Source organism: Pseudomonas sp. NCHU5216 (genome assembly GCF_052156495.1).
Taxonomy (GTDB): domain Bacteria; phylum Pseudomonadota; class Gammaproteobacteria; order Pseudomonadales; family Pseudomonadaceae; genus Aquipseudomonas.
This window is the reverse complement of record NZ_JBQLIX010000058.1, coordinates 1-18,881: the sequence shown is the minus strand read 5'-3', so window position 1 is coordinate 18,881 and position 18,881 is coordinate 1. Positions and strand designations below refer to the sequence as shown.

Sequence of the window (18,881 nt, the reverse complement as noted above, 5' to 3'; positions counted from 1 at the left end):
GATGGCTTGCTGGGGTAGGTTGAACAGCGCCCGCGTCAGAGAGTCCAGGGCGCCGCCTTGCCGCTGTCGAGGCCATAGCGCTCCACGGCCATCTGCGCCGTTTCCCAGGGCACTTGCCCTTCCTCGGCCAGGGCATGCAGGGTGGCGATCACCAGGCTGTGGGCATCGACCTCGAAGAACGCGCGCAGCCTGGCGCGAGTGTCGCTGCGGCCGAATCCGTCGGTGCCGAGGGAGACGAAGCGCGCTCTCACATAGGGGGCGATGAGGTTGGGATAGGCGCGCACGTAATCGCTGGCGGCCACGATCAGGTCGCTGCCGCCGAGCAGCGTCTGCACATGGCTCTGGCGTTGCGCGGCGCCGGGATTGAGGCGATTCAGACGCTCGACGCTGGCCGCATCGCGGGCCAGTTCGCTGAAGCTGGTGGCGCTGAACACCTGGCAATCCACCTGCCAGTGCGTCGAGAGCAGCACGGCTGCCGCTGCGACCTCGCGCAGGATAGGCCCGGAACCCAGGAGGCGAACCTTGGCGACCGCACCCTCGACCTCATGGCGCTTGTATGGGTACAGCCCCTTGATGACGTTCTGCGCCTGGCCTTCGGCGAGCGGCTCCTGCGGGTAGTTTTCGTTGCTGACGGTGATGTAGTAGAACTCGTCGACATGCCGCTCCATCATCTGCCGGGCGCCGTGATCCATGATCACCGCCAGCTCCGCCGCGAAGGTCGGGTCGTAGGCGCGGCAGTTGGGGACGGTGGCGGCGATCAACTGGCTGGTGCCGTCCTGATGCTGCAACCCCTCGCCACCCAGGGTGGTGCGGCCGGCGGTGGCGCCGAGCAGAAAGCCGCGGGTGCGCTGGTCGGCTGCCGCCCAGATGAGATCGCCAACACGCTGAAAGCCGAACATCGAATAGAAGATGTACAGCGGCAGCATGGCCACGCCGGACGTGCTGTAAGCCGTTCCGGCGGCGACCCAGGAGGAGATCGCGCCTGCTTCGTTGATCCCTTCCTCGAGCAGTTGGCCGTCTTGCGATTCCCGGTAGGAGACCAGGGAGCCGGCATCCTCCGGGGCATACAGCTGGCCGACAGGGGAGTAGATGCCGATCTGGTGGAACAAATTGGCCATGCCGAAGGTGCGCGCCTCATCGGCCACGATCGGCACGATGCGCGGCCCCAGCAGTGGATCCTTGAGCAGCGCGGCCAGCAGGCGGATGGCCGCCATGGTGGTCGACATCTCGCGGGAAGAACCATCCAGCGCGAAGGCGGCATAGGTCTCCAGCGCGGGCACCGCGACAGCCTCTGCCTGCTGCCGACGTGCGGGCAGGGCGCCGCCGAGCGCCTCGCGGCGCCTGGCGAGGTAGAGCAGTTCCTCGCTACCGTCAGCGGGTCGGTAGAACCTGTGGCTCTGCAGATCCTCGTCGCTCAGCGGGAGCTGAAAGCGATCACGAAACGCCTTGAGCGCATCGCCCTCGAGCTTCTTCTGCTGATGCGCGGTCATGCGCGACTCGCCAGAGGCGCCCATGCCATAACCCTTCTTGGTCTTGGCCAGGATCACCGTCGGCTGCCCCTTATGGTTGAGGGCACTGGCATAGGCTGCATAGAGCTTGCGCAGGTCATGCCCGCCACGCTTGAGCCCGTCGATCTCGGCATCGGACATGTGCGCGACCAGCGCTTGAATCTCCGGGTCTTGCTTGAAGAAATGCTCGATGTTGTAGGCCCCGTCCTTGGCTCCCAGGGTCTGGTAGTCACCATCGACGGTCTGCGCCAGCCGGCGCAGCAGTACGTGCTTGCTGTCGCGGGCGAACAGCGCGTCCCACTCCGAGCCCCAGAGCACCTTGATCACATTCCAGCCAGCGCCGGCGAACAGCGATTCCAGCTCCTGGATGATCTGCCCGTTGCCGCGCACGGGGCCGTCCAGACGTTGCAGGTTGCAATTGATGATGAAGGTCAGGTTGTCCAGCCCTTCGCGCGCGGCCAATGACAACCCGGCGATGGATTCCGGCTCGTCCATCTCGCCGTCGCCGAACACGCCCCAGACCCGGCGGCCCTCGGTACTGGCGATGCCACGGTGCTGTAGGTAGCGCAGAAAGCGCGCCTGGTAGATCGCATTGATCGGGCCAATGCCCATCGAACCCGTCGGAAACTGCCAGAAGTCGGGCATCAACCAGGGGTGAGGGTATGAGCACAGGCCCTTGCCCCCGACCTCCTGGCGGTAGTTCTGCAACTGCTCCTCGCTGAGCCGGCCTTCCAGATAGGCCCGGGCATAGACGCCCGGCGCCGAATGCGGCTGGAAGAACACCAGATCACCGCCGCTTTCGTGAGTGGGCGCCTTGAAGAAGTGGTTGAAGCCGACCTCGAAGATCTCCGCCGCAGAGGCGTAGCTGGCGATATGGCCGCCGAGATCACCGTAGGCCTGGTTGGCCCGCACCACCATCGACAGCGCATTCCAGCGAGAAATGGCCACCAGGCGCTGCTCGAGCGCCAGGTCGCCCGGATAGCTCCCCTGCCGCTCCAGAGCGATGGTGTTGCGGTAGGACGAATAGGGTGCGGAGCTGCCGGTGAGCCCGGAGTCCTTGGCGTACTGTTCGAGCCGACGCAAGAGGTACAGGGCGCGCTCAGGGTCATGCAACTGCGCTGACTGCAATGACTCCAGCCACTCCTGTGTTTCGACCGGATCGGTATCGAGTTCCGGATTGAGCGAGTGCGACTTCATTTTTGTTGTTTTCCGCTTGTTGATCTGTCGAGCAAGCAAGACTGCTGAAAAAGATGATATCCAATCATTTTTGATCGTCAATCATATTTTGTTCCGTTGAGCGCGCCATGCGCCAGGTGCTAGATTCGCCCCATGAAAAAATCCTCTCCTTCTTCACCACCCACGCCCAACCAGAAAACCGCCGTGCTCTCCGCCGAAGCTGGCGAATCGCGCAGCGCCCGACGCAAGCGGGAAACCCGCCTGAGCCTGATGAAGGCAGCACTGGAGCTGATGTCGGAGCGCAGCAGTGGGGACGTCACCATCCAGCAGATCACTGCGGCGGCGGACGTGGGGTTTGGCACCTTCTACAACTACTTCGAGTCCAAGGAAGACATCTACAACTGCTTGCTGGAGGAGGTCTTCGAGCGGTCGGCGAAGGTGGTGGATGAGGCGGTTGCGCATATCACCGATCCGGCCGAGCGCCTCAGCGTGGGCTTGCGCTACACCCTGCTGCAGGCCAAGGCCGATCCGGTCTGGGGGCGATTCCTGGCCAGATCCCCGTTCAATCCCGAGATCATTTCCCAGGGCCTGGGCAAGTTCCTGCTGCGTGACGTGCTCGAAGGCATCGCCAAGCAACGTTTCGAGGTGAAGGACACAGGGGTGGCCCTGATGGCTGTAGGCAGCACCGTGTTGGGTGCCGTGGCCATCACCCTGCAGGATCCGGCGCCGCCGAACGCGCGGCTATATGACGATCTGGGCTTGTACGCTGACAACCTGCCCGAACGGGTCTGTGAAATGGTGCTGCGCATCCTCGGTGTCGAGGGCGATGAGGCCGCTCGTCTGGCGAGCCTGCCCCTGCCGCCGCTGGAGGGCTTCTTTCGGCTGCCAGTCTGACTGGGGCAGGGCGCCTACGCTCACTACGTTTTCACACGGCCTGCTACGGGGCGATTGCGGCCTTAAATCCCGGGGGAAGCTGGTGTAGGGTATCGGGCTGACCTGTTCCCCCGGAGAGCATCATGGATTCGATCAGCCAACTGGCTGCCCAGCTCGGGCAGCGACTGCAAGCCGCTGGCGCCCAGGTGAGTACCGCCGAGTCCTGCACTGGCGGTGGCATCGCCGAGGCGATCACCCGCATTCCCGGCAGTTCGGCCTGGTTCGAGGCTGGTTTCGTCACCTATTCCAATGCGCAGAAGAGCAAGCAACTGGACGTGCCCCAGGGGTTGTTCGCGGCTGTCGGCGCGGTCAGTCGCGAAGTGGTCGAGGCCATGGTGCGCGGCGCCCAGGCCCAGGCCGGGGCGCGTTATGCGGTGGCGGTCAGCGGTGTGGCAGGCCCCGATGGCGGCTCGCCAGAGAAGCCGGTGGGCACCGTCTGGCTGGCCTGGGGCGATGGCGAACGTATCGTCAGCCTGCGCAAACAGTTCGCCGGCAACCGCGACGAAATACGCCGACAGACGGTCGAGGCCGCACTGGCAGGGCTTATCGAGCTGCTGGCAGAGGAAAATCCGCTTGCGGGGTAGGCGGATGACTTGCCCTGTGGAATAATACTGGCTACTTATACAGTTGTTGGCGGCCGTCGAGGCCCTTGTGAATACGTGAGGATGGTAATGGACGAGAACAAGAAGCGCGCCTTGGCGGCTGCCCTGGGCCAGATCGAGAAGCAGTTCGGCAAGGGCGCGGTGATGCGCATGGGCGACCATGATCGCCAGGCCATTCCGGCCATTTCCACCGGCTCGCTGGGCCTGGATATCGCTCTCGGCATCGGCGGCCTGCCCAAGGGCCGTATCGTCGAGATCTACGGCCCGGAGTCCTCGGGTAAGACCACCCTGACCCTGTCGGTGATCGCCGAGGCGCAGAAGCTCGGCGCCACCTGCGCCTTCGTCGACGCCGAGCACGCGCTCGATCCCGACTACGCCGGCAAGCTGGGCGTGAATGTCGACGACCTGCTGGTGTCGCAGCCGGACACCGGCGAACAGGCCCTGGAAATCACCGACATGCTGGTGCGCTCCAATGCCGTCGACGTGATCATCGTCGACTCCGTGGCGGCCCTGGTGCCCAAGGCGGAGATTGAAGGTGAGATGGGCGATCAGCACGTTGGCCTGCAGGCCCGTCTGATGAGCCAGGCGCTGCGCAAGATCACCGGCAACATCAAGACCGCCAACTGCCTGGTCATCTTCATCAACCAGATCCGCATGAAGATCGGCGTGATGTTCGGCAGCCCGGAAACCACCACCGGCGGTAACGCTTTGAAGTTCTACTCCTCGGTGCGTCTGGACATCCGCCGTACCGGCGCGGTGAAGGAAGGCGACGAAGTGGTGGGCAGCGAAACCCGTGTGAAGATCGTCAAGAACAAGGTGGCGCCGCCGTTCCGCCAGGCCGAGTTCCAGATTCTCTACGGCAAGGGCATCTACCGTAATGGCGAGATCATCGACCTCGGCGTGCAGCAGGGCCTGGTGGAGAAATCCGGTGCCTGGTACAGCTACCAGGGCAACAAGATCGGCCAGGGCAAGGCCAATGCCGCCAAGTACCTCGAAGACAACCCGGCCGTCGCGCGCGAAATCGAAGGGCTGATCCGCGAGAAATTGCTGGTCAGCAGCACGCCGGCCAAAGCCGCTGCCGCCGAGGTCGAAGACGCCGAAGTCGACTTCTGATCGAGCATGCCCGTCGTCTTGGACAGCCCGGCCGCCGTGCGCCGGGCGGCCATGGATCTGCTGGCCCGGCGCGAGCATGGCCGCGTCGAGCTGGCCGGCAAGTTGCGTCGGCGTGGCGCGCCGGATGAACTGATCGAGGCGGCACTGGATCGCCTTGCCGAAGAGGGGCTGCTCTCGGAGGCGCGTTATCTGGAAAGCTTCGTTGCTGCACGGGCGCGCTCCGGTCACGGCCCGCAGCGCATCCGTGAGGAGCTGGTGCAGCGTGGTTTGGCCCGTGCCCAGGTCGAGCAGGCACTGCGTGAAAGCGGCATCGACTGGTTCGCACAACTACGCGATGTCTGGCAGCGCAAGTTCGCCGGACGCCTGCCCGGCGATGCTCGTGAGCGAGCCCAGCAGGGCCGCTTCCTGGCCTATCGCGGTTATCCCATGGATATGATCGGGCGCCTGCTGAGCGGACGTGGCGACTGGGATTAGCTTCTCAACCCGCGCAGATAGCTCAAAACGTCAGGCGCCCCCGCCAGTTGCAGGCCTTCGCCCAGAGCGGTGGCGTCTGGGTGGGCCTTGGGTAGCAACAGGAGCTCGGCTGCACCCGGAGTCTTCCATAGGGACAGGCGCGCATAGGGCATGCCGCTATCGAGCAGCAGGCTCATGAAGGCTGGGTCGCTCCAGGCCTGGCAGGGCATGAGCTGGACGTGGTAGTGCTGCTGCAGATTGTCCAGCGCCTGCCGGTTCAGGCTGTAGTGGGTCAGGGTGGCTGGCAGCATGATTTCCAGCCCGCGGCGTCGGGCATAGACGATGGCTCCGGCGAAGGCTGGCGCCTGCTGCTCGCCTGCCCAGTAGAGACGCTCCCCCAGCCAACTGGCCTGGCGCAATTCGATGACTTCACCGCCCTGGTAGCCCGGCAGCGCCTGGCTGAAGGTCTTGATGAAATCCTTGTAGCTGATGATGCGCACCGACTTGCACGGCTCGCTGGCGGCGAAGTCCTCGAGGCTGCGGTAGTTTCGGCCTTCGACCAGGGGGCTGGAAAGGCCATCGATCTGACGCAGGTCGATGGCCTGCAGATGCTGCTGTTCCACGGCCACCAGGCCGCTGAGGGCGGCATGTGCCTGCTCCTTGTCTTCCTGTACGGGCCCGGAGAGGGCACCGCGTGGCAGGTCGATGAAGCGATGCAGGGGCGGGCCATCCAGCCAGCAGATGCTGTCCAGGTTCCGCGCAATGGGCCTGAACGGCAATTCCAGAGTACTTGCGCGCTGCAGGATATGGCGGCTGCCGCGACCAATCAGACCCAGGCGCTGGGCCAGTGAGGCCAGGCGAGTGCTGAGCGTGGGCGGTTGCGAGTGGGGCATGATCAAGCGGCAGCCTGGACTGGGGGGCTGACATACGCGCAGGCCATGGCCTGCCCATGCCGCTCGGGGCAGGCGTGGCGTTCGCTCTGTGGCAGAATGAGCGCATTCATTTGCGAGGGTGCCTCCATGCCCAGCCTGGTGCTGGATATCGCGTTATCGGCAGAACGGTTGCAGGCCATCTATCGTGGCCATGCCAACCGGATTATGGCGCAAAGTCGCGACGGTCGTCGTGTGAGTTTGCCTGCGCATCATCTGCGGCCCTTTCTGACCCATTCCGGCATTCATGGTTCCTTTGAGCTGGAGTTCAGCGCCGACGGTGAGCTACTGAGCCTGCGCCGGTTATCCTGAGCGCAGTGTGGCGTGGTGCGCGCCTCGCGTCGTGGCAGTCAGCACGGCTATAATCGCCGCCTTTCAATTTGCCGAACCGAGTCTGCCTCATGTACGCCCTGGCCCGCGAGCTGCTTTTCAAACTGTCCCCGGAAACTTCGCATGAGCTGTCCATCGATCTGATCGGTGCCGGTGGGCGGCTGGGGCTCAATGGGCTGTTGACCAAGGCACCAGTCAGCCTGCCGACTTCGGTGATGGGGCTGCAGTTTCCCAATCCGGTCGGGCTGGCCGCAGGCCTGGACAAGAATGGCGATGCCATCGACGGCTTCGCCCAGCTCGGCTTCGGTTTCGTCGAGATCGGCACCGTGACGCCACGCCCGCAACCGGGCAATCCCAAACCGCGCCTGTTCCGCCTGCCCGAGGCCGAGGCGGTGATCAATCGCATGGGTTTCAACAACCATGGCGTCGAGCATCTGCTGCGCCGGGTGCAGGCGGCGAAGTTCAAGGGCGTGCTGGGTATCAATATCGGCAAGAACTTCGATACCCCGGTCGAGCGCGCGGTCGATGATTACCTGCTGTGCCTGGACAAGGTCTATGCCCATGCCAGTTACGTGACGGTCAACGTCAGCTCGCCGAATACGCCGGGGCTGCGCAGCCTGCAGTTCGGCGATTCGCTCAAGGCGCTGCTCGAAGCGCTGCGCCGACGCCAGGAAGACCTGACCCAGGAGCATGGCAAGCGCGTGCCTCTGGCCATCAAGATCGCCCCGGACATGAGCGACGAGGAAACCGCGCTGGTCGCCGCGGCGCTGCTGGGGGCTGACATGGACGCGGTGATCGCCACCAACACCACGCTTGGCCGTGAGGGCGTCGAGGGCCTGGCGCATGCTGATGAGGCCGGCGGCCTGTCCGGCGCGCCGGTGCGTGACAAGAGCACGCATATCGTCAAGGTGCTGGCGGGTGAGTTGGGCGGGCGCTTGCCGATCATCGCCGTGGGCGGCATCACCGAGGGCAAGCACGCGGCGGAGAAGATCGCCGCTGGGGCGAGCCTGGTGCAGATCTATTCGGGGTTCATCTACAAGGGGCCGGCGCTGATTCGCGAGGCCGTGGAGGCGATTGCCGCATTGCGCAAATGAAATGAAAAGGGGCTCTCGAGGAGCCCCTGGGCTTGCGCCCGCCGCCCGGATGGGGTCGGCATGGTGAAGTCTGCAGAGTTGTGGAGCTTGGTTCAGCCAGGTGAGGCGTGGAACCAAGCCCCTGAATCAGCCGACAGCGTGAAGTTCATTGAGTCTGTGAATACCGGCGGTGCCGGTCAGCCCGTCCCAGTTGTCGCCACGGCCTTCACGCCAGCCGTTGAGCCAGGCCTGGCGTACCGATGGCAGGGTGAAGGGGCAAAGTTCGCGGGATTTTCCATTGATACCGTATTGATAGCCGCGCAAGAAAGCTCGTTCTAACGGATCACGCTTGAGTCTTCTCATAGGGTGTTGCCCTCGCTGTTGACTGTAATGTCCCGTTGGCCTCCAGGGGAGGCCTGTGGCAGAAATGATCTGCCGGCGGAGGTCGCTGCCGGCGTGGCGAGCCTCCTGTGCGTGCGCCATTGCAGCGACGCATTGAGTAGTGTTCTAACGAATGCCCAGATGCCTGTGAATGATCGATTTGTCATAAGGGCGTAACCTAATGACGGGTCACGCCATAAGGGGGCTGGTCATGCGTCCAGCTACGAGCCAGACGGCCCATATACAGCGGCTTCGCGGGCGAGATGGCGGCGTGATGGCCTAAATGAGATTGCTGCTTATTCCGACGAAGGGTCGCGTTGCGACATTTTGTCTCTTAATGTGAGTCGAGGTGCCCGGCACCTCTTTTTATCGCCACTGGCACTGGATGGTTATGTCCGAGCGTTACGAAATCGTGCTTACCTGCCCCAAGGGCATCGAAGGCCTGCTGCTGGAAGAGGCCACTGGTCTCGGCCTCGAGGAGGCCCGTGAACAGACCGCAGCCGTGCGCGGGCAGGGGGATCTGGCGGTGGCCTATCGCCTGTGCCTCTGGTCGCGTCTGGCCAACCGCGTGCTGCTGGTGCTGTCGCGTTTCTCCATGAGCAATGCCGAGCAGCTCTATGCCGGGGTGCAGGCGGTGGACTGGCGCGATCATCTCGAGCCGACTGGCAGTTTGGCGGTGGAGTTCAGCGGCCAGGGGTCGGGAATCGACAATACCCACTTCGGCGCGCTGAAGGTCAAGGACGCCATCGTCGATCGCCTGCGCAGCCGCACCGGCGAGCGGCCAAGTATCGACAAGCTCAACCCGGATCTGCGCGTGCACCTGCGCCTCGATCGCGGCGAGGCGGTGCTCTCGCTCGATCTCTCCGGGCACAGCCTGCACCAGCGCGGTTATCGCCTGCAGCAGGGGGCGGCGCCGCTGAAGGAAAATCTGGCTGCAGCCGTGCTGATACGTGCCGGCTGGCCGCGTATCGCCGCCGAAGGTGGGGCTCTGGCCGACCCCATGTGCGGTGTTGGCACCTTCCTCATCGAGGCGGCGCTGATGGCTGCCGATATCGCACCGAACCTCAAGCGCGAGCGCTGGGGGTTCTCCAATTGGCTCGGCCATGTGCCGGCATTGTGGAAGAAGCTGCATGCCGAGGCCGAGCAGCGGGCGGCCGATGGCCTGGCCAGGCCGCCGTTGTGGATTCGCGGTTACGAGGCCGACCCGCGGCTGATCCAGCCCGGGCGTAACAATGTCGAGCGCGCCGGTCTGAGCGATTGGGTGAAGATCTACCAGGGCGAGCTGGGCAGCTTCGAGCCACGCCCCGACCAGAACCAGAAGGGCCTGGTGATCAGCAACCCCCCTTATGGCGAACGCCTGGGGGATGAGGCCAGCCTGCTGTATCTCTACCAGAACCTCGGCGAGCGCCTGCGCCAGGCCTGCCTGGGCTGGGAGGCGGCGGTGTTCACTGGCACGCCGGAACTGGGCAAGCGCATGGGCCTGCGCAGCCACAAGCAGTATGCCTTCTGGAACGGTGCGCTGCCGTGCAAGTTGCTGCTGATCAAGGTGCAGGCCGATCAGTTCGTCATCGGTGACCGCCGTGGTCGCAGGGAGGAGGGCGTGCCAGCCGAACCTGCCGAGCCGGCGCGCCTGTCCGAGGGTGGGCAGATGTTCGCCAATCGCCTACAGAAGAATCTCAAGCAACTGGGCAAGTGGGCGCGTCGCGAGGGTGTCGAATGCTATCGGCTGTACGATGCCGACATGCCCGAGTACGCCCTGGCCGTCGATCTTTACCGCGACTGGGTGCACGTGCAGGAGTATGCCGCCCCCCGTTCGATCGACCCGGACAAGGCTCAGGCGCGCCTGCTCGATGCCCTGGCTGCGGTGCCTCAGGCCCTGGGCATCGCGCAGAGCCATGTGGTGGTCAAGCGCCGCGAGCGCCAGAGTGGTACCAGCCAGTACCAGCGCCAGGCGGCCTTGAGCCAGTTCCTCGAGGTTGAGGAGGGTGGCGTCAAACTGCTGGTCAACCTCATCGATTACCTCGATACCGGGCTGTTCCTCGACCACCGGCCATTGCGCCTGCGCATTCAGCGTGAGGCCGCTGGCAAGCGCTTTCTCAACCTGTTCTGCTACACCGCCACGGCCACCGTGCATGCGGCCAAGGGCGGTGCGCGCAGCACCACCAGCGTCGACCTGTCGAAGACCTACCTGGATTGGGCACGGCGCAACCTGGCGCTCAATGGCTTCTCCGACAAGCACCGTCTGGAGCAGGCCAACGTCATGCAGTGGCTGGAGAATGATCGTGAGGAGTATGACCTGATCTTCATCGACCCGCCGACCTTCTCCAATTCCAAGCGCATGGAAGGGGTGTTCGACGTGCAGCGTGACCATGTCGAACTGCTCGATCAGGCCATGGCGCGCCTGGCTCGTGGCGGCGTGCTGTACTTCTCCAACAACTTCCGCAAGTTCCAGCTCGATGAGGGACTGGCGGCGCGTTATCAGGTGGAGGAGATCAGTGCCCAGACCCTCGACCCCGACTTCGCGCGCAACCCCAAGATCCATCGCGCCTGGCGTTTCACTGCGCGCTGATAGCGTAGCCCGGATGCAAGCCGGGGGCTTTTGACCCTGGCCCCGGATTGCATCCGCGCTACTTGTTCCTCAGCGTTTCGGCTGTTTGTAGGTGTCCAGCAGCACCTGATCGAGGATGGCGCTGGCGCCCCAGGGTTTGGGGTCGTTGAGGATCGCCACCACGGCCCAGTTCTGGCCGTTGCTGTCGCGGCTATAGCCGGCGATGGCGCGCACGTTGTTCAGCGTTCCGGTCTTGATGTGTGCCTCGCCCACCAGCGGCGTGCGGCGCAGGCGTTTGCGCATGGTGCCATCCATCGCTACCAGCGGCAGCGAGCTGCGGAATTCCGCGGAGTAGGGGCTGTGCCAGGCGGCCTGGAGAATCGCGGCCATTTCCCGGGCACTGACGCGTTCGGCACGGGACAATCCCGAGCCGTTCTCCATGACCAGGTGCGAGGCGGTGATGCCCTTGCGTGCCAGCCAACTGCGGATCGCCCGTTGCGCGGCCATGCCGTCGTCCTTGTCGGCGGCGTTGCGGAAATGCTCACCGATGCTGAGGAACAACTGCTTGGCCATGGTGTTGTTACTGTACTTGTTGATGTCGCGGATGATCTCGACCAGATCGGGGGACTGGGCGCGCACCAGCAGGCGGGCTTTCTCCGGCACCTGGCCCTGGCGATCCTTGCCGAGAATCTGGCCACCCAGTTCCTGCCAGATGCCGCGCACGGCGCCGGCCGCGTAAGCCGGGTGGTCGAGCAGCGACAGGTAGGTCTGTGCGCTGCAGCCTTCGGGCAACTGGCCGCTGACGATCAGGGTCAGGCCATCGTATTGCCGCACCGGGTTGTAGCGCACGTCCGGCCAGGACGGGCAGGTCGCCGGCTTGAGCAGCTTGACCTGGTTGTCGATACGGATGGCGGCGATGGGCGGATCCATGGCGATCTGCACCTTGCCTTCGCTGGCACGGGCGACGAAGCGCTGTGCCTTGAGGTTGACCAGCAGCGCGTCGGGTTTGACCAGGAACGGCTTGTTGTCATCTCCGCCATCGTCATTGAAGGCCGGCAACTGCGGCGTGACGAAGAAGCTGCGATCGAGCACCAGGTCGCCCTGCACCTGCTTCACGCCGTTGATGCGCAGGTCACGCAGCAGCAGCCAGAGCTTCTCCATGTTCAGCTTGGGATCACCACCACCCTTGAGGTAGAGGTTGCCCTCCAACACGCCATTTTGCAGCGGGCCGTCGGTATAGAACTCGGTCTGCCACTGGTGCGTTGGCCCGAGCAGTTCGAGGGCAGCGAAGGTGGTCACCAGCTTCATGGTGGAAGCCGGGTTCACCGAGATGTCGGCGTTGAACTGCAGGCCACCGGGCTGGCCGTCCAGCGGCAGGGTGACCACGGACAGCGAATGGCTGGGAATCTTGTTGGCGCGCAGCGCCTTCTCGACATTGGCCGGCAGGTTGATGGAGGAGGCGGCGTGGGTGGTCAGAACGAGGGGCAGAAGCAGGGCGCCGAGCGCCAGTTGGCGAAACCGTTGAATCATCGAGAAAACCTTCCGCAAGCAGCGGAGCAACGATAGATGGGTGGAGCGAATGGCGCCCATTATGCCGTACTGCTGGGGTTTTGCACGCGATCAAGACGGGCTATCCGGCGAGGAAACTGCTAGAGTGCCGCGGATTATCATCTGTGAGGAAAGCTACATGGCCACCAACCGTTCCCGCCGTCTGCGCAAGAAGCTCTGTGTCGATGAATTTCAGGAGCTGGGCTTCGAGCTGACCCTGAACTTCAAGGCCGACCTGAGCGATCAGGTGATCGACGGCTTCATCGACCAGTTCCTCGACGATGCCATCGCCGGCAATGGCCTGGACTATGTCGGTGGCGAGGATTACGGCCTGGTTTGCCTGGCCAAGCGTGGCTCGGTGAGCGAAGAACAGCGTGCGGCCGTCGAGGCCTGGCTCAAGGGTCGCGAAGAGCTGCAAGGCTTCGAGATCAGCCCGCTGCTGGACGTCTGGTACCCGGGTACCCCGATCAACCAGGCTTGATCGTCCCTCTGGCGCCGGTGTCTCCGGCGCCTTCTCGCAGAGCCTGTTCAGAGTTTCGCCGACGCGCAGCAGACTTTGGACAGGCTCTCAGGCCAGCCCGGCCTGCTGCAGTATGCTCCGCTCATCCACCTCATCGATCTGCCCCGCCTGCATGAAGCGCCTGGCGTAGCGCTGCGGGATACCACTGTGCACGAACAGGGCGAAGAGCTGCGGATCGATATGTGCGTTGCGGCACATGCCGGCCATGATGCCGAGGGCCTGTGACAGGGTCTTGCCCTTCTTGTACGGACGGTCGGCGGCGGTGAGCGCCTCGAAGATATCGGCAATCGCCATCATCCGTGCTGGCAGGCTCATCTGCTCGCGGGTCAGGCCTTTGGGATAGCCGCTGCCATCCATCTTTTCATGATGCCCACCGGCAATCTCGCTGACGCTCTGCAAGTGTCGCGGGAAGGGCAGGCGATCGAGCATGAGGATGGTCTGCACGATGTGATGGTTGATGATGTAGCGCTCTTCGACCGTCAGGGTGCCGCGTTCGATGCCGAGGTTGTGCAGCTCGCCGCGGTTGAACTTGTACGGCGGCACCTGCAGTTTGAAGCCCCAGGGGTTGTCGGCGGCGAACAGCTCCTGCGGCGGGCGTTCGAGCAGATGCTCGGGGCGGTCGGCCAGCAGCGGCTCCAGTACCGGCAGCGGCTCGGCTGGCGTGCGTTCCAGGCGCTGCGCCTCTTCCCAGGACACCCCCAGGCGCTTGTCCAGGGTACGCAGCCAGCGGCGTTCGGCGATCTGCGTCAGGCGCGTCTGATCGGCGTCGGCCATCTGCTCGCTGCCCAGGTTACAACTGGCGACGAAGGCGAATTCCTCGTCCAGGGTGGCGAGCTGGGCGTCGCGCTGCTCGGCCAGTGTCTGCGCGTCGCCCCCTTCGGCGACGCCTTGCCAGTAGGCGATCCAGGCGTCGCGCTTGAGCACCTCGAAGCGCATGCGCACTTCATGGATGCGGTCATACAGGGTCTCCAGCTTGGTGGCTTTGTCCACCACGTACTCGGGGGTGGTGACCTTGCCGCAATCGTGCAGCCAGGCAGCAATATGCAGTGCCTCCCACTCCTCATCGGTGGGGTTGTACTGGTGAAATTCGGGCGCCTCGCTCGCGGCGGCGGCGCGGGCCAGCATCAGGGTGATTTCCGGTACGCGCTGACAGTGGCCGCCGGTATAGGGGCTCTTGGCATCGATGGCGCCGGCGATGAGTTGGATGAAGGCATCCAGCAGTTGCTTCTGTCGCGCCAGCAGGCGTTGGCTTTCGATGCACAGCGCGGCGCTGCCGGATACCGCATCGACGAAGGCGACCCGCTCCGGGCTGAGCATGTCTTCGCCGTTCTCGCCGGTATCGCGTTGCAACAGCACCAGTACACCGATGGTATCGCCCTGACGGTTGTGCAGGCCGGCGGCGATCAGGTGCAGGCGCGGGCTGTCCATCGCCAGCAACAGTTTCTGCAGGTGCCCGGCCTGGTCGAAGCCGATGGACTGGGCAATGCTCTTGCCACCCTGGACAGGGCCGCTCAGCCACGCGGGCAGATCCGGGGCGTCATTGGGCAGGGCCTGGATGTACAGCTCGTCCAGGGAGCGTTGTTGGCCATCGATGACCAGGCCCTGTGGCTCCAGGCGCCCGCTTTCGTCGTCGAGCAGATAGAGCAGACCGCCCTGGGCCTCGCTGATGGCCACGGTAGAGTCCATCACCTGCTTGAGCAGGGTGTCGTAATGGGTTTGTGCCGAGAGGCTGGCGGCGATATCGAGAAAGCGTGCGAGGGTATCGCGCATATGGGTCATCGATACCGCCAGTCGATCGACTTCGAGTATCGGCGAGCGAGTGCATGGCGGCGTATTGAAGTCGAAGCGACGAATGGCCTCGGCCTCTTCCACCAGTGAGCGCAGGGGCTTGATCAGCAACCGTGCTGTCATCCAGCCCACGGGCAGGCACAGCAGCAGGGTGGCGAGGGTGATCAGCGCGCCTTGCCAGCGAATGCGGTAAGCGTCAGCCAGCAGCTCGTGCTCGGGCACCAGCAGGGCCAGTTGCAGGCCCTGCGGGCCGCCGTCCTGAATATGCCAGTGGGCCGTGGCCCAGCGCTTGTGAGCCAGTTCGATGATGCCCTGAGGCGCCTGGTCGCTGGCGAGCAGTTCGCCCAGCGCAGGGCTGAGTTCCTCTACCTTGACCCGCACGGGCTTGCCGTTGTGCTGACGGATCAAACGGCTGCTGTCCGGGTAGGCCACCACGTTACCTTCGCTATCGGCCAGTACCACCTCGCTGCTGGGGGTGACGCGGTGCTTGGCCAGGGTTGCCGAGAGGTCGTCGAGGGTCAGGTCGGCGCCCAGCACCGTGGTCAGGCCCGCGCGGCGCGCCAGGGTGGTGCCGATTTCCTGGCTGGAAAAGAACAGATAGGGCGCCGTGGTGATCTGCCCGCCATCGCCCCGGGCGCGCTGAAACCACTCGCGCTGGCGTGGATCGTAGCGTTCGCTGAGGTTCTGGCGGCGGCTCACGGGCCTCAGCGAGCCATCGTAGAACAGGTAATCGCTGGCGATGCCGCTGCTGCTGCGGTCGATCGACCAGACCTGGTAGACGGCCTTCTCTGGGGCATCGAAGAGCTGCTTGAGGTGCTCGCTGCGCAAGGGGCGCACCATGAAGAAGTCGCCATCCTCGTAACCCAGGTACAGCGAGGCCAGCTTGGGGTTGTCGCGCAGGGCCTGGGCGAAGATCGGTAGCAGCTCCAGGCGAGTCTGCAGGTCGTCCGCCTGGGCTGCGGGGTTGAGCGCCAGCAGGCTGAGCAGATGACGGATGGGGCGGTAGGTGGCATCCAGATCCTTCTGCACCTCGCTCTGGATGCGCTCGAACAGGGTGGCGCTGCTGGAGAAGATCAGGCGGCTGGTCTGCTGGTAGTTGAACAGGCCCAGCAGCACGCCGGTGAGCAGCAGCAGAAAGGTGAACAGCAGGCTGATATGGACGTGCAGGGGAAAGCGGCGTTCGCGCGGCACGGCGTTGCTGAGCATGGCTCTTCACTCCTGGGTCGAGGCGAGGGGCGGGCGCTGAACCTGTCTGGCAAGCGTAGTGAAGAGTGGCCGGGTCTGCCTGGTTAGGTGGGCGGTTGTGCCTGTGCGTTGCGTTTGCCCTTGGCGAATCGTCGCTGCAGAGCATGGATCAGCAGGGCCACGGCCAGCGCCAGGGCGCTGCCGATCAAGGCATTGAGCAAACGTACCTCGGGCAGGTGCCAGTCGCGTGACAGGCTCTCGGTGAGCAGCACGAAGCACAGGCTGGTCTGCAGCACGAACAGGCCATAGTGATTGGCCTGCAGGGCACGGTTGAGCAGAATCAACGGCAGTAACACCATGACCATCAGCGGTGGGTTCTGCAGGCTGTGGCCAACGAGGATCAAGAGAGCAGCGGCGGCCAGGCTGGCGAGGCTGGCCTGCAAGGCACGCAGCAGGCTGTCGTGAAGCTCCAGTTGCAAGGTGGTGATCACTGCCAGGGTCAGCCAGTAACCATGTGATAGCCCTGCCAGGTTGACCACCAGCCCGGAGGCGGCGAAGGCCAGCATGCAGCCCAACGCGTGCAGGCGCCATTGTCGCTTGGGCAGGCGCCTGGCATGGCGTCGCAAGACCTTGAGCAGGCGAAGCAATCGAGGCATGTAAGGCCATGTGCGCAGCCCATGCATACCGCGCATGCCGAATGCCAGGAGCATCACCCACAGGCCGCCGAGGCTGAACAGCATGGCCACGGCGTAGGGGTTGTGCAGGTTGCCCAGGCCATATTGGCTCTGCCCCAGGCACAGGCAGACGCACAGACCAAAACCCAGCTTGCCGGCTTCGCTGCCATAGCGCTGCAACCAGGCCAGCAACAGGCCGAAGCCGGCGAACAGGCCCAGGCTGAGCAGCGCATCGCTACCGGCCCAGAAGCCCAGGCCGGCGCTGCAGGCGCCGAACCCGGTGAGCATGAGCATGCGCAGCATGCCAAAGCGGTGCAGCGGATTGGCCTGGGCGGCCTGCAAGGCGCCCAGCGAGGCCCAGAGAAAGCCCGTATGCAGGGTGACCAGCCCCAGCAGCAGCGGCAAGGCGCAGCCGAAACCGGCAACCAGCGCCGCGCCCCAGGCGGGTGGCCCGGCATGCCAGGATAGGCCGTTGCGAATCAGGCTTATCATCTGCAACCTATACCGGGCTGGAGCGGCCGGTCATTTCCCGGGCCATTTCCGTGGCGTAGCTGTCGGTCATGCCGGCAATGAAGTCGATCACCCGCATGAACGAGCGGTACAGCGGCCAGCCCGGCTCCGGGGCGTAGTAGCTGAGCAGGTCGAGGATGCGCTGATGCTTGAACGACAGCGGGCGCCCACTGTGCTGCTCCAGCGCGGCGCCGCAGAAGGCGTTGAGCAGGATCTCCAGGGTGGTGTAAGCGCCGATCTCGTGCAGGGTCTTGCGCTTGTCGTGGAAGATCTTCTCCCGCGCCAGCGCCTTGGCCTGCTGCACGCAGCGCTTGGCCGCGCCGTGCATGTGTTCGACCAGATCCCCCTGCAGCTCGCCGCGCAGCAGGTCGTGCTGCTGTTCGACGAAGGCGCCGGCGGCGGCATTGGTCAGGTGCTCGATGGCCTTGCCGCGCAGAATCGCCAGCTTGCGCCGGCGCGAATCCTTGGGCCCGAGCTGGCGGTAGGTTTCCGGCAGATCGTCGCCGACCAGATCGAGCAGCAGGGCTTCCACTTCACTGTAGTCGAGCAGCTCCATCTCCACGCCGTCTTCCAGATCGATCAGGCCGTAACAGATGTCGTCGGCCGCCTCCATCAGATACACCAGCGGATGACGGGCCCAGCGCTGCGCTTGCACTTGTGGCAGCTCTAGCTTGGCGGCGATCTGCTCGAGCAGCGGCAGTTCGCTCTGGTAGCAGCCGAACTTGTGCTTCTTGTAGCCGAGGGCTTCGGCGTGGCGGGCCGTCCAGGGGTACTTGAGATAAGTGCCGAGGGTGGCGTAGGTCAGTCGCGTGCCGCCGTCGAACTGGTGGTATTCCAGTTGCGTGAGCACGCGAAAGCCCTGGGCGTTGCCCTCGAAGTTGAGAAAGTCGCCGCGCTCGGCATCGCTCATCGCGTCCAGCCAGCCGCGTCCAGCGGCCTGCTGGAACCAGTGGCGGATGGCGTCCTCGCCGGAGTGGCCGAAGGGCGGGTTGCCGATGTCATGGGCCAGGCAGGCGGATTGCACGACCATGCCCAGGTCGCTCGGCTCGCACCAGTCGGGCAGTTCGTCGCGCAGCATCTCGCCAACGCGCATGGCCAGCGAGCGGCCCACGCAGCTCACCTCCAGCGAGTGGGTCAGGCGCGTATGGATGTGGTCGTTGCTCGAGACCGGATGCACCTGGGTCTTGCGCCCGAGGCGGCGAAAGGCGCCGGAGAAGATGATGCGGTCATGATCCTTGTGGAACGGGCTACGGCCCAGTTCGGCCGAGCTGGGGGCAGGTTTGCCGAGACGTTCGCGGGTAAGCAGGGTGTGCCAATCCAAGGCCGATCCTCATCGGGTTGATCCAGAGTCCTTAGCTTGGGTGTTCGGGCGGCTGGCTGCAAGCCCGGGGCACTGTGGCTTATTGGAGGGCGCTGAGTATTTGAGGTTCGGAGCTTCCTTGAAAGCCCGGTTGCAGGACTGCTTGGGTGATACCGGACTGGCAAGTTTGTGTGTTGGCTTGTGTTGGTGTTCCGGACGCCGCATTGGGTGTCTTCAGATATTCCGGGTTTCGCCCCCTCGGGCGACTCACTTTTCTTTGAAGTGCGCAAAGAAAAGTAAGCAAAAGAAA

At 64.4% G+C, this 18,881-nt stretch carries 16 protein-coding genes; 8 read left to right on the top strand and 8 right to left on the bottom strand.

Going from position 1 to position 18,881, the window contains the following annotated elements:
- Nucleotides 1–35: 35 nt before the first annotated feature.
- Nucleotides 36–2,705: an alpha-ketoglutarate dehydrogenase gene (gene mdeB / locus ACSVIK_RS24465; RefSeq protein WP_442446738.1), complete on the bottom strand. Its 2,670-nt coding sequence runs from the start codon at nt 2,703–2,705 to the stop codon at nt 36–38.
- A gap of 132 nt (nt 2,706–2,837) precedes the next feature.
- Between mdeB and ACSVIK_RS24460 the strand changes: the two genes are divergently transcribed.
- The 4 genes from ACSVIK_RS24460 (at nt 2,838) to recX (ending at nt 5,806) form a co-directional block, all read left to right on the top strand.
- Complete coding sequence (locus ACSVIK_RS24460; protein WP_442446737.1) at nt 2,838–3,578, top strand: TetR/AcrR family transcriptional regulator; 741 nt, start codon at nt 2,838–2,840, stop codon at nt 3,576–3,578.
- Nucleotides 3,579–3,700: 122 nt separating this feature from the next.
- The gene (locus ACSVIK_RS24455; protein ID WP_442446736.1) at nt 3,701–4,201 is read left to right on the top strand and encodes a CinA family protein; all 501 of its coding nucleotides are present in this window, start codon (nt 3,701–3,703) and stop codon (nt 4,199–4,201) included.
- A gap of 87 nt (nt 4,202–4,288) precedes the next feature.
- Complete coding sequence (gene recA / locus ACSVIK_RS24450; protein WP_442446735.1) at nt 4,289–5,332, top strand: recombinase RecA; 1,044 nt, start codon at nt 4,289–4,291, stop codon at nt 5,330–5,332.
- A gap of 6 nt (nt 5,333–5,338) precedes the next feature.
- A complete protein-coding gene (gene recX / locus ACSVIK_RS24445; RefSeq protein ID WP_442446734.1) occupies nt 5,339–5,806 on the top strand; it encodes a recombination regulator RecX in 468 nt (155 codons plus the stop codon).
- On the opposite strand, the gene ACSVIK_RS24440 is transcribed toward recX, so the two are convergent.
- Nucleotides 5,803–6,678, bottom strand: coding sequence for a DUF6685 family protein (locus tag ACSVIK_RS24440; protein ID WP_442446733.1), 876 nt, complete (start codon nt 6,676–6,678; stop codon nt 5,803–5,805). The genes recX and ACSVIK_RS24440 overlap by 4 nt on opposite strands.
- A gap of 126 nt (nt 6,679–6,804) precedes the next feature.
- Here ACSVIK_RS24440 and ACSVIK_RS24435 point away from each other — a divergent pair, with 126 nt between their 5' ends.
- On the top strand, nt 6,805–7,026 hold the full coding sequence (locus ACSVIK_RS24435; protein ID WP_442446732.1) for a DUF2835 domain-containing protein: 222 nt from the start codon (nt 6,805–6,807) through the stop codon (nt 7,024–7,026).
- 89 nt (nt 7,027–7,115) lie between these two features.
- Nucleotides 7,116–8,138: a quinone-dependent dihydroorotate dehydrogenase gene (locus tag ACSVIK_RS24430; protein ID WP_442446731.1), complete on the top strand. Its 1,023-nt coding sequence runs from the start codon at nt 7,116–7,118 to the stop codon at nt 8,136–8,138.
- Between the two features lie 126 nt (nt 8,139–8,264).
- Here ACSVIK_RS24430 and rmf read toward each other — a convergent pair whose 3' ends face one another.
- Nucleotides 8,265–8,480, bottom strand: coding sequence for a ribosome modulation factor (gene rmf, locus ACSVIK_RS24425; protein WP_003244273.1), 216 nt, complete (start codon nt 8,478–8,480; stop codon nt 8,265–8,267).
- A 409-nt stretch (nt 8,481–8,889) separates the two neighbouring features.
- Between rmf and rlmKL the strand changes: the two genes are divergently transcribed.
- Nucleotides 8,890–11,067: a bifunctional 23S rRNA (guanine(2069)-N(7))-methyltransferase RlmK/23S rRNA (guanine(2445)-N(2))-methyltransferase RlmL gene (rlmKL, locus tag ACSVIK_RS24420; RefSeq protein WP_442446730.1), complete on the top strand. Its 2,178-nt coding sequence runs from the start codon at nt 8,890–8,892 to the stop codon at nt 11,065–11,067.
- A gap of 69 nt (nt 11,068–11,136) precedes the next feature.
- On the opposite strand, the gene dacB is transcribed toward rlmKL, so the two are convergent.
- Nucleotides 11,137–12,576 carry a D-alanyl-D-alanine carboxypeptidase/D-alanyl-D-alanine endopeptidase gene (gene dacB / locus ACSVIK_RS24415; protein WP_442446729.1) on the bottom strand — a complete coding sequence of 480 codons (1,440 nt, stop codon included), beginning with the start codon at nt 12,574–12,576 and terminating at the stop codon, nt 11,137–11,139.
- Nucleotides 12,577–12,733: 157 nt separating this feature from the next.
- On the opposite strand from dacB, the gene ACSVIK_RS24410 reads away from it, so the two are divergent.
- Nucleotides 12,734–13,075 carry a YggL family protein gene (locus tag ACSVIK_RS24410; RefSeq protein WP_268183200.1) on the top strand — a complete coding sequence of 114 codons (342 nt, stop codon included), beginning with the start codon at nt 12,734–12,736 and terminating at the stop codon, nt 13,073–13,075.
- 87 nt (nt 13,076–13,162) lie between these two features.
- Here the strand turns inward: ACSVIK_RS24410 and ACSVIK_RS24405 are convergent, their stop codons facing one another.
- The 4 genes from ACSVIK_RS24405 to ACSVIK_RS24390 form a co-directional block, all read right to left on the bottom strand.
- A complete protein-coding gene (locus ACSVIK_RS24405) occupies nt 13,163–16,108 on the bottom strand; it encodes an HD domain-containing phosphohydrolase (protein WP_442446728.1) in 2,946 nt (981 codons plus the stop codon).
- A gap of 83 nt (nt 16,109–16,191) precedes the next feature.
- Complete coding sequence (locus ACSVIK_RS24400) at nt 16,192–17,253, bottom strand: FUSC family protein (protein ID WP_442446727.1); 1,062 nt, start codon at nt 17,251–17,253, stop codon at nt 16,192–16,194.
- A 7-nt stretch (nt 17,254–17,260) separates the two neighbouring features.
- Complete coding sequence (locus tag ACSVIK_RS24395) at nt 17,261–18,592, bottom strand: deoxyguanosinetriphosphate triphosphohydrolase (RefSeq protein WP_442446726.1); 1,332 nt, start codon at nt 18,590–18,592, stop codon at nt 17,261–17,263.
- Between the two features lie 79 nt (nt 18,593–18,671).
- Nucleotides 18,672–18,881, bottom strand: a 210-nt coding sequence (locus ACSVIK_RS24390; RefSeq protein WP_442446725.1) for a hypothetical protein, incomplete at its 5' end; no start/stop codon positions are given.

Excerpts from the sequence above, each read along its gene's own strand:
- mdeB (WP_442446738.1), bottom strand. The coding sequence starts at position 2,705 with ATGAAGTCGCACTCGCTCAATCCGGAACTCGATACCGATCCGGTCGAA.
- ACSVIK_RS24460 (WP_442446737.1), top strand. The coding sequence starts at position 2,838 with ATGAAAAAATCCTCTCCTTCTTCACCACCCACGCCCAACCAGAAAACC.
- ACSVIK_RS24455 (WP_442446736.1), top strand. The coding sequence starts at position 3,701 with ATGGATTCGATCAGCCAACTGGCTGCCCAGCTCGGGCAGCGACTGCAA.
- recA (WP_442446735.1), top strand. The coding sequence starts at position 4,289 with ATGGACGAGAACAAGAAGCGCGCCTTGGCGGCTGCCCTGGGCCAGATC.
- recX (WP_442446734.1), top strand. The coding sequence starts at position 5,339 with ATGCCCGTCGTCTTGGACAGCCCGGCCGCCGTGCGCCGGGCGGCCATG.
- ACSVIK_RS24440 (WP_442446733.1), bottom strand. The coding sequence starts at position 6,678 with ATGCCCCACTCGCAACCGCCCACGCTCAGCACTCGCCTGGCCTCACTG.
- ACSVIK_RS24435 (WP_442446732.1), top strand. The coding sequence starts at position 6,805 with ATGCCCAGCCTGGTGCTGGATATCGCGTTATCGGCAGAACGGTTGCAG.
- ACSVIK_RS24430 (WP_442446731.1), top strand. The coding sequence starts at position 7,116 with ATGTACGCCCTGGCCCGCGAGCTGCTTTTCAAACTGTCCCCGGAAACT.
- rmf (WP_003244273.1), bottom strand. The coding sequence starts at position 8,480 with ATGAGAAGACTCAAGCGTGATCCGTTAGAACGAGCTTTCTTGCGCGGC.
- rlmKL (WP_442446730.1), top strand. The coding sequence starts at position 8,890 with ATGTCCGAGCGTTACGAAATCGTGCTTACCTGCCCCAAGGGCATCGAA.
- dacB (WP_442446729.1), bottom strand. The coding sequence starts at position 12,576 with ATGATTCAACGGTTTCGCCAACTGGCGCTCGGCGCCCTGCTTCTGCCC.
- ACSVIK_RS24410 (WP_268183200.1), top strand. The coding sequence starts at position 12,734 with ATGGCCACCAACCGTTCCCGCCGTCTGCGCAAGAAGCTCTGTGTCGAT.
- ACSVIK_RS24405 (WP_442446728.1), bottom strand. The coding sequence starts at position 16,108 with ATGCTCAGCAACGCCGTGCCGCGCGAACGCCGCTTTCCCCTGCACGTC.
- ACSVIK_RS24400 (WP_442446727.1), bottom strand. The coding sequence starts at position 17,253 with ATGATAAGCCTGATTCGCAACGGCCTATCCTGGCATGCCGGGCCACCC.